Raw genomic sequence first — 13,564 nt, forward strand, 5'->3', positions numbered from 1 at the left:
GTATCCCCTCCTTAAATCATCAATCAACCATTCATTGCATGAATAAATTTATTACACTTCTACTGCTCGTGTGCAGCAGTTCTATGTACGCTCAAGATTTTTCTATTCAAGGTGTTTTAACAGAGAAGGACCAAGGATTTCCCTTAGAGTCTGCCACCATCTATGTAGAAAAAATGACTGATTCTTCTCTAATTACCTATTCCATAAGTGATCAAAAGGGAGCGTTTTTATTACGCGGAAATACGAGCCAGTTAAAAATGCGGTTAAACATTAGTTACACGGGTTACACGTCATACTCCCAAGAAGTAGCACTGGAAAGTCGAAATATAAATCTCGATACCATAAAAATGCAGATTTCTACAGAAGCTCTAAAAGGAGTAGTCGTTCGTGCAAGTCGAGTTCCGGTTACTATTAAGAAGGACACCTTAGAGTTTAATGTGTCCTCTTTCAAAACAAAGAAGGATGCGAACGTAGAAGATTTACTTAAAGAACTTCCGGGAGTAGAAGTAGATGCAAACGGAGCAATCACAGTTAACGGAAAACCAGTGAATCAGATCCTAGTAAATGGGAAACCTTTTTTTGGTGATGATCCAACGATTGCGACGCGTAACCTTACCAAAGAAATCGTAGATAAAATACAAATAGTAGATACAAAAACAGAAAGTGAAGCCTTCACTGGTGAAGCAGGATCAGAAGAAAATAAAACTATAAACATCACGATAGACGAAGAAAAGAATAAAGGAATCTTTGGACGTCTCTCTGCAGGCGGAGGCACAGATAAACGGTTTGAGTTTGCGGGTCTCGTTAATTATTTTGATAATGACGTTAGAATAAGCGCGCTAGGTGGAGGTAATAATACAAATTCGCCTGGCTTTAGTTTTGGAGAACTAAATAAGATGTTTGGAGGTGCTCGTTTTATTTCAACGGGTAGTAATGGGTCTATTAATTATGGTGGACGCCAATTTGGAGGGGGAGAGGGAATTGTAAATTCGCGCGTAGGTGGTGCCAATTATGCAGATGAATTAGGAGAGAACACAGACTTAACATTAGATTATTTTTATACCGGTTCTAGTTCTTTTAATGACAGTGAGAGCGAGCGTGAAAACATATTGCCAGACAGTCGTTTTTTCTCAAGCAGAAAATCAAATGCTGATGCCGAGACAGAAGGGCACGCAGCAAACCTAAGTTTTAAAACCGAAATCGACAGTACGTTTTTGATAAACATAAGGCCCAGTTTAAGTTATAGTAATGGATCTTCAAGATTCTCTAACGACGAAAAAACAAAACGAGAAAATGGAGATGTTTCTAACCAGTCTAATAGTGATAGAAGTACAGAGAATGCTCGGAGAAGTTTTGAAAATCGAGCGACGGCAACAAAAAAATGGGGAAGCGGAGGGGCTTATGTGCGAGTTTCTGTAGAGAATGACATATCAGATACTGAGAATGATCAGTTTGATTTTAGTGTGACAGATATTTTTGGTGATGATCCCGAGACGATTGTGAGAAACCAAACTACCAATGGTGATACCAAAAACAATCAATACGAAATTAAAACAACGGTCAACTATCCAATTATCGCCGATACTCTTTTCATCTCTGGCTCCTACGAGTATCGTGATCGTAAAAGAGAAGATAAGCGAACGGTGTTTGATTTTAATGAAGATGCCCAAGACTATTCAGATTTCAACCTAGCACAGAGCACAGATTTTACAAATACAGACAGGCGCACTACGCCAGAATTAGGGATACGATATAACAGCAAAAAGATGCGTGCGAGTGCAAGTTTTGGCTACGTTTTCAGAACCCTAGAAAGCAGTGATGCATTGCGGGATATCGACTTTGATAATGACTTTAACGCGGTAGAAGTAAGAACGAGATTCAGTTATAACTTTTCAGATAAGATGAGCTTGTATTCTGGATATTCTTTAGAGAATGAGGCGCCTTCAGTAACAAAATTATCTCCCTTTATTGATATTTCGGATCCATTAGACATTGTACAAGGGAACCCAGATCTAAAACCAGAAAACAGCCACAGAATATATTTAGGTTTAAATAATTATGATTGGCAGACGAGATCTGGTTTTTATAGTAATGCGAGCTTTAATCTTACCAATGATAATGTAGTATCTAGATCTACTATAGATGAAAACTTTGTAAGAACGACAACCTATGATAATGTGGATGGCGCCTATAATTTTTACGCTGGAGGAGGTTGGAACAAGAGTAAAAAATTAGATAGTCTACGCACGGTAAAAGTAGATATGGGATTGTATGTAAACGGGAACAGGACCGTCAATTTTAATAATGATGTGCAGTACAAAAGCGCGACTACTACCGTGAGCCCGAATTTAGGGTTTACATATACGTGGAAAGACCTCTTTGAGATTCGACCTTCTTATGACTTTGATATCAGTAAAAACAGCTTTGATCTAGTTGAATTTGAAGATGAAAATTATGTGACACATACTGCCAGATTAAGAACGACGCTCACGTTTCCGAAGAAACTAGACTGGAACAGTGATATTCAATACCAAAATAACCCTAACGTAGCAGCGGGGTTTAACAACTCTTTTGTATTATGGAACAGCTCTCTCGCATATTCCATTCTCAGTGATAAAGCTGTCTTGACTTTAAAGGCCTATGATCTGCTCAAGCAAAATACGAATGCCCGCAGAAGTTCTAGTGCAAACTATATTGAAGATGTCCAGAGTACGGTGCTGCAACAGTTTTTTATGCTTAGTTTTAGTTATAAGTTTAATACGCTGGGTAAAAAAGGAGAGACCAATGATAACGGTTGGTGGGATTAAAAATGGACTTTTTACTTCGGAAATTTTAAGAGTTTGAAAAACGTCCGTTTATAAAGGGATTTGACCTTGCATTACCAGCCTCCAGAAGCGCCTCCGCCTCCAAAGCCTCCGCCTCCGAAACCTCCACCAAATCCTCCACCACCAAAACTACCGCCACCCCCACCGAAGCCACCTCCACCACCAAAGCCTCCAGTGCGGCCCATACTCGATAGAATAATCACATCGAGTAGGCTAGAGCCACGGCGTTTTCCGCCATTTTTGCCATTGCCATTATTTTTTTTAGAGCTGAGTGCGATAATGAGAATTATAAAAATAATGAATACAATAAGACCTACAGGAATACCGTCGCTATCCTTACTAAATTCACGTTCTTCTTTAAACTCTCCTTGTAGGGCAGCAAAAATTGCATCACTTCCTTTATCGAGACCCGCATAGAAGTCATTATTCTTAAACTCAGGAATCATTACCCTATTGATAATCTGTTCTGCATCACGGTCTGAGATTCTATACTCAATCCCGTAACCCGTATTAATGTCTATTTTGCGATCTCCTTTAGCTAATAGAATTAAGATTCCGTTATCTTCATCGGCTTGCCCAATACCCCATTTCTGACCCCATCTAGCGCCGAGCATATCCAGTCCTTCGCCATTACTAGATTCAATAATTGCCACCACAATCTGTGTAGAAGTAGAATCTGCATACTTAATCAATTTCTGTTCTAGGGCTTGTTTTTGACTCGGGTTTAATAAGTCAATGTAATCGTAGAGTGACGTCTGCGCTGCTTTTGAAGGAACAGTAGGAATATCAAATTGCGCATAACTTGATGCTGTAAACATCAGGATACATAAAGAGAAGAAAAGATGAAGTCTATTTTTAAAACTCAAAAGTTATAATTTGATAATGTCAGACTGACATCACTATTATTAATATTAAATGTGTAAAAGCAAAAAGCCTCAAAAAGATTTCAGAATGAATTTGAGATGCTTTACACATCAAAAGTAGCATAAAATTAAACTGATGGTCCCACAGAAATAGCATTGGGCAACTCATTAGTATCACCCTTTTTATAAGGAAAATGTTTTTTTAACTGTTCACCAGCCATTAAAATGCCATCCCTTAATCCTTTGCACATGTCACCTTGTTTAAAGTGATCTACAATGGTGTTTTTTGTGCTTTCCCAAAACATAGGGCCCACAATATCATTAATGCCTTTATCTCCCATAATGACCAACTCACGATCTTCTATAGCAACATAAATTAGTACGCCATTGCTCCGCTTGGTATTATCCATATGTAAAAAATCGAAAACCTCTACAGCGCGCTCAAAAACATCTATAGATGCGTGTTGCTCGAGATGAACTCTTATCTCACCACTTGTGTTCAGTTCTGCCTGGCGGATGGCTTCTACCACTTCGGCTTCTTCTTTTTTGGTAAGGAAATCTTCTACTTTACTCATGATGTGGGTGCTATGCTTGTTTAATAATTAGTTGATTGTTAAAGAAGATCCAATCTATGAAGTGATTAGAAAGCAATTAGGATATTGAGTTAATTAAGTAAAAAAAGAAATAACCTCATCTCTTAGTCAACTTAGTTTCCAAAATCAAACTCTACATCTGGCGCATTTTCTGTTCCTTGATCCGCTTCAAAGTAACCCATATCTTCATAATTTCCTATAAAATTATTGATGATGTTATTCGGGAAAGATTTTAGGTGCTTGTTAAAAGGTTTCACCGCTTCATTAAAACGATTTCGTTCTACATTGATGCGGTTTTCTGTGCGCTCGAGCTCATTGATAAGTTCTTTAAAGTTTTCATTTGCTTTTAAATCTGGATAGCGTTCAAAAACAGCTAGTAACCGCGACAATGCGGAGGTTAACCCCTGCTGTGCTTGCTGGAATTGTTCCAGTTGGGCAGGAGTAATGTTTGAAGGGTCTATCGTAATAGAGGTTGCTTTACTTCTAGCCTCAATTACTTTAACAAAGGTCTCGCGTTCAAAATCTGCATAGCCTTGTGCTGTCTTCACAATGTTTGGGATGAGGTCTGCACGACGTTGATATGAGCTCTCGACATTTGCCCATTGTGCGGTAGCATCTTCTTTTAAATCGATGGCTTTGTTGTAAAAACCTGGGCCAACCATAAAGCCTACGATGATTACAATTGCAATTACTACGATTGCTGCAATCCCACAGCCTAAAGCACCTTTTTTCATAATGTAATAATTTTAAAGTTGGTTTTTTATTTTTAAAAGCTCTGCTTTTACTGACTCTAATTTACGAATAATATCAAAATTGTCCAGCGTCTTTTGTTTGTTTTCTTTAAGATGCGTCTTTGCACCTTCAAGGGTAAAACCGCGTTCTTTGACCAAATGAAAGATAAGCTCCAGATTTTTTATATCTACAGGTGTAAATTTCCGATTGCCTTTTGCATTCTTTTTTGGCTGGAGTACATCAAATTCTTTTTCCCAAAAACGTATCAAAGAGGTATTCACGTCAAAAGCCGAAGCGACTTCGCCGATACTGTAATACAATTTTTCTGGGAGATCTACGTGCATTTAAGAGTTCAAGGTTTAAGGTTTAGTAGTCAAGGTTCAAAATTTCAATTCTGGAACCTTGCAATCATTAGTCGAGCATAAAGATAAAATGTTTCAGTTACATATGAAACTAGTCTTAGATTATTGAAGCTTAAAAAGCTAGAACATAAAGGTAAAAGAGAGGTTTCGTTTATTTTTTTAAAATTTATCGAAGACTAATCTAAAGACTGGTTTTCTTTTTTTGATGCTTCCAACAAAAGTGCAAATTCATCTGGGCTTAAATTTCCGTAGTAAAAATTGATAGGGTTAATGCGCTCTCCATCTTTAAAAACCTCATAGTGTAGGTGAGGTGCTTCACTGCGGCCAGTGCTGCCAACAAAACCTATTAGGTCACCGCGCTGCACTCTTTGACCCCTTCTCACCTTATACTTATACAGGTGAGCGTAGAGACTTTCATATCCAAAACCGTGGTCAATACGTATGTGGTTTCCGTACCCTGAGGCATTGTTGTCCGCACGAGTTACTTTGCCATCACCACTTGCGTAAATAGGCGTCCCACGAGGTGCTGTAAAGTCCATTCCCCAGTGTTTTTTGCGTGCTTTTGTAAAGGGGTCTGTCCGATATCCAAAACCAGATGCCATACGGGTAAGGTCTTCATTAGTCACAGGTTGTATGGCTGGTATCGCTTGCAGTAATGCTTCTTTAGCTTCGGCTAATTGAGCGATTTCGTCGAGTGATTTAGACTGTACTACAATCTGTTTTGTAAGGATATCTAGCTTTTTATGTGCGTCAATAATTGACGTAGAGTTATCATACCCTTCCAGGTTATTATATCGATTTACGCCACCAAAACCTGCTTTACGCTGCTCTTCTGGGATAGGTGTTGCTTCAAAATAGATCCGGTAGATATTATTATCTCGTTCTGCTACTTCGTCTTGAATGATCATCAACTCGTCTAAATCTTTATTCAATATCTGGAGCTGTAATTCTGCATTGTTAAGTTCGCGAGCCATCCGTTTCTCTTTAGGTGTTTCTATGCTCGGTATGTTAATAATTGCAATAAAAAAGAATGCAGCAAAAAAGAATGAAGCTAATAAAAACAAGGTGATAAAGCCCAATCGTCTTCCCTTTTTACGCTCTATCTTGCGGTAAGAGAGCGTCTCGCTATCATAGTAATATTTAACCTTCGACATCTGTTATAAAAAACTTATTTTTGCTTGATTAATAGGGTGCTGCATTTTACAACGCATCACAAATATAGAAATTGTTTTACAAGTAGCAATATTAACACATTTCAGAAGAAAATATAGCCCATGAAAGCCAACGAAATACGCGCTGCGTTTTTAGAATTTTTTGAATCAAAAAAACATACCATTGTGCAATCTGCGCCTATGGTATTAAAAGATGACCCTACATTAATGTTCGTAAACAGCGGTATGGCGCCTTTTAAAGAGTTTTTCCTCGGAAACGCTCAGCCCAAGAACACGCGCTTAACAGACACACAAAAATGTCTACGTGTTTCAGGAAAACATAACGATCTTGAAGAAGTAGGCTACGATACCTATCATCATACCTTATTTGAGATGCTGGGGAACTGGAGTTTTGGTGATTACTTTAAAGAAGAAGCAATCGCTTGGGCGTGGGAGCTACTTACCGAAGTGTTGAAAATAGACAAAGACATTTTATACGTAACTGTGTTTGAAGGAAGCGATGATGCAGATAAATTAAAGATGGATACCGAGGCTTATGATATTTGGAAAAAATACATCGCTGAAGACCGTATCTTAAAAGGAAACAAAGACGATAATTTCTGGGAAATGGGCGACCAAGGTCCTTGTGGCCCTTGTAGCGAAATTCATGTGGATATTCGCACACCAGAAGAAAAGGCAGCTGTTGAAGGTAAAAGCTTAATCAATATGGATCACCCGCAAGTAGTGGAGATTTGGAACTTGGTTTTTATGCAATACAACCGGAAGGCAAATGGCTCGCTAGAAGGATTGCCTAATAAACACATTGATACAGGAATGGGCTTTGAACGCCTTTGTATGGTGCTCCAGGATGTAAAATCTAATTATGACACAGACGTCTTCATGCCTATTATAAGAGAGATCGAGACTATTACGAACACCGAGTATGGTAAAGCCGGAGCTTCAGGAGAAAAAGTAGATATCGCTATTAGAGTGATTAGTGATCACGTGAGAGCCGTGGCGTTTTCTATAGCAGACGGGCAGTTGCCAAGTAACAACGGTGCTGGTTATGTAATTCGTCGTATTCTGCGTCGCGCGGTTCGTTATGGGTTTACGTTCTTGGATAAAAAAGAACCTTTCATTTACAGGTTAGTTAATGTGTTAGCTTCAAAAATGGGCGATGCTTTTCCAGAGATTAAAGAGCAAAAACAGCTCATTGAAAACGTGATTAAAGAAGAAGAGTCGTCTTTCTTGCGCACACTAGATCAAGGATTAGTATTACTTGATAGAATGATAGAAGGGCAAAGTGCTAGTTCGGAAATAGCTGGGGCGAAAGTTTTTGAATTAAAAGACACCTATGGCTTTCCAGAAGATTTAACAGACCTTATTCTGCGTGAAAAAGGGTTGACCTATAACCACAAAGAATTTGAACAAAAACTAGCAGAACAAAAAGCAAGAGGAAAAGAAGCTAGCGAATCTAAAAGCGAGGACTGGATCATCTTATTAGATGATGCTGTAGAAGAGTTCGTGGGTTACGATAGTCTGTCTGCTAATGTGAAGTTAACGCGTTACCGCAAAGTAACTTCTAAGAAAGACGGCGAAATGTTTCAATTGGTGTTTAGCCTGACACCCTTCTATCCAGAAGGTGGAGGCCAAGTAGGGGACAAGGGATATGTGGAGTCACCAAATGGAGATGTAATTTATATTCTAGACACCAAGAAAGAGAACAACGTCATTATTCATTTTGCAAAGAATTTACCAAAAGATGTATCTGGACTCTTTAAAGCAGTTGTAGATGAAAAGCAACGTTTTAGAACTGAATGTAATCACTCTGCCACGCACTTGTTGCACCAAGGATTGCGCGAAATTTTAGGAACACACGTAGAGCAAAAGGGAAGTGCTGTACACAGTAAATATTTACGTTTTGATTTTTCACATTTCTCTAAAGTCACCGCAGAAGAGTTGCAAGAGGTAGAAGATTTTGTGAATGCAAGAATCGCAGGTAGATTAGCCTTTCAAGAAAATAGAGCCGTGCCTATGGAAGAGGCAATCGCTGATGGTGCGATGGCATTGTTTGGTGAGAAATATGGCGATGCTGTGCGTACCGTTCGTTTTGGGCAATCAATTGAATTGTGCGGAGGAACACACGTAAACAATACAGCAGATATCTGGCATTTTAAGATAAAAAGTGAAGGTGCGGTAGCTTCTGGAATAAGACGTATTGAGGCGATTACTAATGATGCGGTAAAAGATCATTTTACAGAAAATGCAAAAGCGTTTGGTAAAGTAAAATCATTATTAAACAATGCTAAAAAACCAGATGAAGCTATCGAGAAGATACAGGCCGAAAACAACGAACTTAGAAAGCAAATCGAGCAATTATTAAAAGATAAGGCTAAGAATATAAAAGGCGATCTTAAAGGTGAAGTGACCCAAGTAAATGGAGTTAATTTCTTGGCTAAGGAGTTAGACTTAGATGCTGGCGGTTTAAAAGACTTGGCATTTGAGTTAGGTGGAGAGATAGATAAGCTATTTATTCTTTTTGGAAGCAAGGCAGATGGGAAGGCGCTTTTAACCTGCTATATTGATAAAGAGTTGGCAAAAGAAAAGAATCTAAATGCGGGAACTATTGTTAGAGAATTAGGTAAGCACATTCAAGGTGGTGGTGGAGGACAGCCTTTCTTTGCGACTGCGGGAGGTAAGAATCCTGATGGAATTGAGAAGGCGCTTGAAGCCGTTATGAACTACTTGCAATAAAATAGTGCCTTTTGCTTTACGGGGGTTTTCTCGTAAAGGAGTGAAGGTGCTAATAAAAACAAGGTGTAAGGATAACTACTTGGATAACGGGGAGAATGAACTTGTTATAATTTTTGCAGATTGTTGTTTTAAGATCGTGCCATATTGGATCCTGTTTGTTATGAGGTCTTCTTTTAAAAACAGGAGTAAAACGAATATTTATTAACTTATAGACTCTGCGCTTCTGCGCCTTCGTGAGATGAAGCTTCAAACGACACTAAACATTCCAGCACAAAACCCAAAAATAGACTACGCATCTAATGTGCTTTTGTTGGGCAGTTGTTTTTCACAAAATATAGCAGAAAAGCTAGCGTATTTTCAGTTTCAGAGCCTTTCAAACCCGTTTGGGATTGTTTTTAATCCAGTTTCTATTGTTCTACTTATGGAGCGGGCGCTAAAAAATGAAACTTTCACAGAAAAAGACATCTTCTATCACAACGAGCGCTGGCAATGTTATGAGGTACATAGCGAGTTGTCACAACTAGATGCCGTGGCATATGTGGCCTTATTAAATGAACAGTTACTTCTGTTAAAAGACTCTTTACTGTCTGCGTCACACGTGATAATCACTTTAGGTACCGCTTGGGTATATGAATTAAAAGAGACAAAAAGCGTCGTTGCTAATTGCCATAAAGTTCCGCAAATAGTGTTTGAGAAAAGGTTATTATCTGTTTCGGAAATAGAAGCAAGTCTACAAAAATTACAATCGCTTTTAACGGAGCACAGAGAAAGTGCTACGTTAATATACACAGTCTCTCCTGTTCGTCACATAAAAGATGGCGTCGTAGAAAACTCAAGAAGCAAAGCGCACGTATTGACTGCAGTACACAATCTCAAATCACACTACTTTCCATCTTTTGAAATAATGATGGACGAACTAAGAGATTACCGGTTTTACGCGCCAGATATGCTGCACCCAAACCAAGTAGCAATTGACTACATATGGGAGCGATTTAACGACATTTGGATTGCTTCGGAAACTCGACCACTTCAAAAAAAGATAGCTGCTATAAGACAGGGACTAGCGCATCGTCCTTTTAATGAAGATGGTGATGGGCATCAAAAATTCTTGAAAAACCTACAGCAGAAAATTTCCGAAGTGAAGAAGGAGCTTCCTTGGGCTTTTATTGAATAGTTTACCTAAAGTTTAGGGGTGCAACACGACCTTTTAAAATGCTCTCTATGGTTTTCCCAAGTTGCAATAAACGCTGCTCTGTATTAGAATCTGTGATAAGCGTGAACGCTTTTGGCTCGCCGTTATCTTGAAGCCCCATAGGGATGGCAAGACAAGGTCGCAGACCAACTGCAGCGTAACTAGAATGATAATTATTTATAGTGGCAATAGCGTCTAGCTTGTGTTTTTTCATCGGAGCTTCAAAATAGGCATTCCCATTTTTAAGTAAAGTTTCACGTAGATTAATGAAGTCTTCTTCAGTAGTATTATCTGCCATTATAGCATCAAATATACCTTGGCCATACGGCATGCGTTGCACGCTATCTATACGATTGGTTGTCATCACACCGAGCAAACTTTTTTCTGAAATATTCTGAGACGCACGATTTGCTAGATATTTAGGAAGGTCGTCTCGCATTTCAATATTTAATAATGTAAGAAACCCTGGCAATGGTAGTTGTGATGGGTTTATTTCGATAACCTGAACGCCTTCTGCTTTTAGCTTATCAATGGCTGCGCTATACTCTGCGTCGTCTAATAAGTTTTTAAAAACTCCAAGACGAATATCTTTGGGTAAAGCAGACTTCGGTTCTGAATGCCTGCCTATGGCTTCGCCTCCTTGACCATATTTCATAGCCCAAAATAAGATTTCTGCATCTGCAACGCTTTTTGCCATAGGACCCGCAGTGTCTAGCGTATGCGAAATAGGGACAATCCCATCGCCACTCAATGCACCCGTTGTTGGTTTTAATCCCACCACGCTATTCTGACTTGAAGGCGAAATGATTGACCCGGAGGTTTCAGAACCCACAGCAGCCACCGCATAATTTACTGAAGCGGCAACACCACTTCCTGCGCTGCTTCCTCCTGTTTCAAACTGGCCACGCCCAAAAGGATTTAAGGTTTGCCCTCCTATGGCGCTGTAGCCTAAAGGACAGCCGTTACAAAAGTAATAAGCCCATTCGCTGAGGTTGGCTTTCCCTATAATAAGCCCACCATTAGCGATAATGTTATTTACGATAGTTGCATTTTCTGCTGGCTGATTGTCTTTCAATACAAATGCGCCAGCCGTGGTTTTCATTTCTTTGGTGTCTATGTTGTCTTTTAAGAGAATAGGCATCCCAAAGATTTCGTTTCTTTTAAGGTGTTTTGTTTGATCTTTTTCGCGTGCTTGTGCAACCACATTTGGATTTATGGAGATAATACTGTGCAGCGAAGTTGAAGGATTCGTCTCATAAATAAACATTCGCTTAAGATAGAATAAGGTGAGTTCTTCATAGCTCATTTTGCCACTGCTTACGTGTTCTTGCAGCCTTGCAATGTCTTGCTCCAATATCAATGGCTTTAGGGCTGCATAGCGTGCATCACTCAATCGTGCAATATCTTTTAAGACGTCATCAAAAACATATTCTTCATTTTGGTATTTAGAGTTCACTAGTTTAAACTGCATACGTCCACTCTCGTGGCTGCGGTTTTGATGCAGCATTTCATTCTCAGTGATTACCCAGCCACCGTTATTGTGGTGGGAGTCATTATGGTCTTCCTTAGGTTTTTCTGTTTGAGCCTTGCAGGAGATTATGGAAACTATAGAAAGGGTGAGGAGTAGCGCGCGCATGTTGGATTAATATTTTAGTAAATATAAAACATTCAATCCAACAAAAAAGACCACCCAATTGTTAAAAAAAGAGTGGTCTTACAAATTTAATATTTCCGCAGTAATGCTACTTATTACTTAGGGAATGAGTCAAGAAAATCTTACAAGCCAAAAGCTGCTTTCACCTTCTCCACATAATCTAACTTTTCCCAAGTAAACAGCTCTACTTCCATTGTTTTTGGGGCTGCGTTAGGGATGGTAAATGTTTTGGTTACCGTTTCGTTTTTTCTACCCATATGGCCATAGGCAGCAGTCTCTAAGTACATAGGCTGGCGTAGTTTAAGACGCTCCTCTATAGCTGCTGGACGCATATCAAAAATGGCGCTTACTTTTTTAGCAATTTCGCCATCTGTCATATGTACCTTACTAGTCCTGTAGGTGTCCACAAAAATACCCATTGGTTCGACTACACCAATGGCGTAACTTACCTGTATTAAAATTTCGTCACAAACACCAGCTGCCACCATGTTTTTTGCAATGTGTCTAGTTGCATAGGCTGCAGAACGATCTACTTTACTTGGGTCTTTTCCAGAAAAAGCACCACCACCGTGGGCTCCTTTACCACCATAGGTGTCTACAATAATCTTACGTCCTGTAAGTCCTGTGTCACCGTGTGGTCCCCCAATCACAAACTTCCCTGTTGGGTTGATGTGGTATTTTATTTCGTCATTAAATAATGCTTGTATTTCTGGTTTTCGTTGTGCTTTTACACGAGGGATAAGGATGTTGATGAGGTCGCTTTTTATTTTTGCAAGCATCCGTGTATCATCTGCGTCAAAGTCATCGTGCTGTGTAGAGATTACAATAGAATCTATACGTACAGGCTTGTTGTCATCGCTATATTCTATAGTCACTTGACTCTTACTGTCTGGTCGTAAATAGTCTATCTCTTTGTTTTCGCGACGTAATACCGCAAGTTCTTGTAATAGGTGGTGTGATAAATCTAGCGCTAAAGGCATGTAATTATCAGTCTCACGAGTGGCATAGCCAAACATCATTCCTTGATCGCCTGCACCTTGCTGTTCTTTACTATCTCGATCTACACCACGGTTTATGTCATCACTTTGTTCGTGGATAGCACTTAATACGCCACAAGAATTTCCATCAAACTGGTAGGCACTTTTTGTGTAGCCTATCCTGTTAATGACATCACGCGCAATGGCCTGAACATCTAAATAAACATTAGATTTTACTTCGCCAGCAAGTACTACTTGTCCTGTGGTTACTAGTGTTTCGCACGCTACCTTAGACTGTGGGTCAAAGGCAAGAAAATTATCAATTAATGCATCACTTATTTGGTCTGCAACTTTATCTGGATGTCCTTCAGAAACACTCTCTGAAGTAAATAAATACGCCATATGCTATGTATTATTTTTAATGTTGTGGATAGATTTGACGGGATACGTCAGATAAAATT

The 13,564-nt window shown here is 39.3% G+C and carries 10 protein-coding genes; 3 read left to right on the forward strand and 7 right to left on the reverse strand.

Annotated elements, in window-relative coordinates; all coding sequences use genetic code 11:
- The first annotated feature begins 38 nt into the window (after nucleotides 1-38).
- Nucleotides 39-2,807, forward strand: coding sequence for an outer membrane beta-barrel protein (locus ABXT71_RS05440; protein WP_415372834.1), 2,769 nt, complete (start codon nucleotides 39-41; stop codon nucleotides 2,805-2,807).
- 71 nt (nucleotides 2,808-2,878) lie between these two features.
- On the opposite strand, the gene ABXT71_RS05445 is transcribed toward ABXT71_RS05440, so the two are convergent.
- From ABXT71_RS05445 to ABXT71_RS05465, 5 genes are all read right to left on the reverse strand, one after another.
- Nucleotides 2,879-3,643 (reverse strand): TPM domain-containing protein, encoded by a 765-nt coding sequence (locus ABXT71_RS05445; RefSeq protein ID WP_415373069.1) that lies wholly within the window; start codon nucleotides 3,641-3,643, stop codon nucleotides 2,879-2,881.
- Between the two features lie 173 nt (nucleotides 3,644-3,816).
- Entirely contained in the window at nucleotides 3,817-4,263 is a 447-nt protein-coding gene (locus ABXT71_RS05450; protein WP_415372835.1) for a TPM domain-containing protein, read from the reverse strand.
- Nucleotides 4,264-4,394: 131 nt separating this feature from the next.
- Nucleotides 4,395-5,015, reverse strand: coding sequence for a LemA family protein (locus ABXT71_RS05455; RefSeq protein ID WP_415372836.1), 621 nt, complete (start codon nucleotides 5,013-5,015; stop codon nucleotides 4,395-4,397).
- Between the two features lie 12 nt (nucleotides 5,016-5,027).
- Nucleotides 5,028-5,357 carry a MerR family transcriptional regulator gene (locus ABXT71_RS05460; protein WP_415372837.1) on the reverse strand — a complete coding sequence of 110 codons (330 nt, stop codon included), beginning with the start codon at nucleotides 5,355-5,357 and terminating at the stop codon, nucleotides 5,028-5,030.
- A gap of 194 nt (nucleotides 5,358-5,551) precedes the next feature.
- Nucleotides 5,552-6,529 carry a M23 family metallopeptidase gene (locus ABXT71_RS05465; protein ID WP_415372838.1) on the reverse strand — a complete coding sequence of 326 codons (978 nt, stop codon included), beginning with the start codon at nucleotides 6,527-6,529 and terminating at the stop codon, nucleotides 5,552-5,554.
- 120 nt (nucleotides 6,530-6,649) lie between these two features.
- Here ABXT71_RS05465 and alaS point away from each other — a divergent pair, with 120 nt between their 5' ends.
- Both alaS and ABXT71_RS05475 read left to right on the forward strand, forming a co-directional pair.
- On the forward strand, nucleotides 6,650-9,280 hold the full coding sequence (gene alaS / locus ABXT71_RS05470) for an alanine--tRNA ligase (protein ID WP_415372839.1): 2,631 nt from the start codon (nucleotides 6,650-6,652) through the stop codon (nucleotides 9,278-9,280).
- Nucleotides 9,281-9,518: 238 nt separating this feature from the next.
- On the forward strand, nucleotides 9,519-10,454 hold the full coding sequence (locus tag ABXT71_RS05475) for a GSCFA domain-containing protein (protein WP_415372840.1): 936 nt from the start codon (nucleotides 9,519-9,521) through the stop codon (nucleotides 10,452-10,454).
- A 1-nt stretch (nucleotide 10,455) separates the two neighbouring features.
- On the opposite strand, the gene ABXT71_RS05480 is transcribed toward ABXT71_RS05475, so the two are convergent.
- Together ABXT71_RS05480 and metK are read right to left on the reverse strand one after the other, a co-directional pair.
- Nucleotides 10,456-12,108: an amidase family protein gene (locus ABXT71_RS05480; protein WP_415372841.1), complete on the reverse strand. Its 1,653-nt coding sequence runs from the start codon at nucleotides 12,106-12,108 to the stop codon at nucleotides 10,456-10,458.
- A gap of 140 nt (nucleotides 12,109-12,248) precedes the next feature.
- Entirely contained in the window at nucleotides 12,249-13,505 is a 1,257-nt protein-coding gene (gene metK, locus ABXT71_RS05485) for a methionine adenosyltransferase (RefSeq protein WP_415372842.1), read from the reverse strand.
- Nucleotides 13,506-13,564: the final 59 nt, after the last annotated feature.

It is taken from the genome of Patiriisocius sp. Uisw_047 (genome assembly GCF_047730165.1).
In the GTDB taxonomy this organism is placed as follows: Bacteria; Bacteroidota; Bacteroidia; order Flavobacteriales; family Flavobacteriaceae; genus Patiriisocius.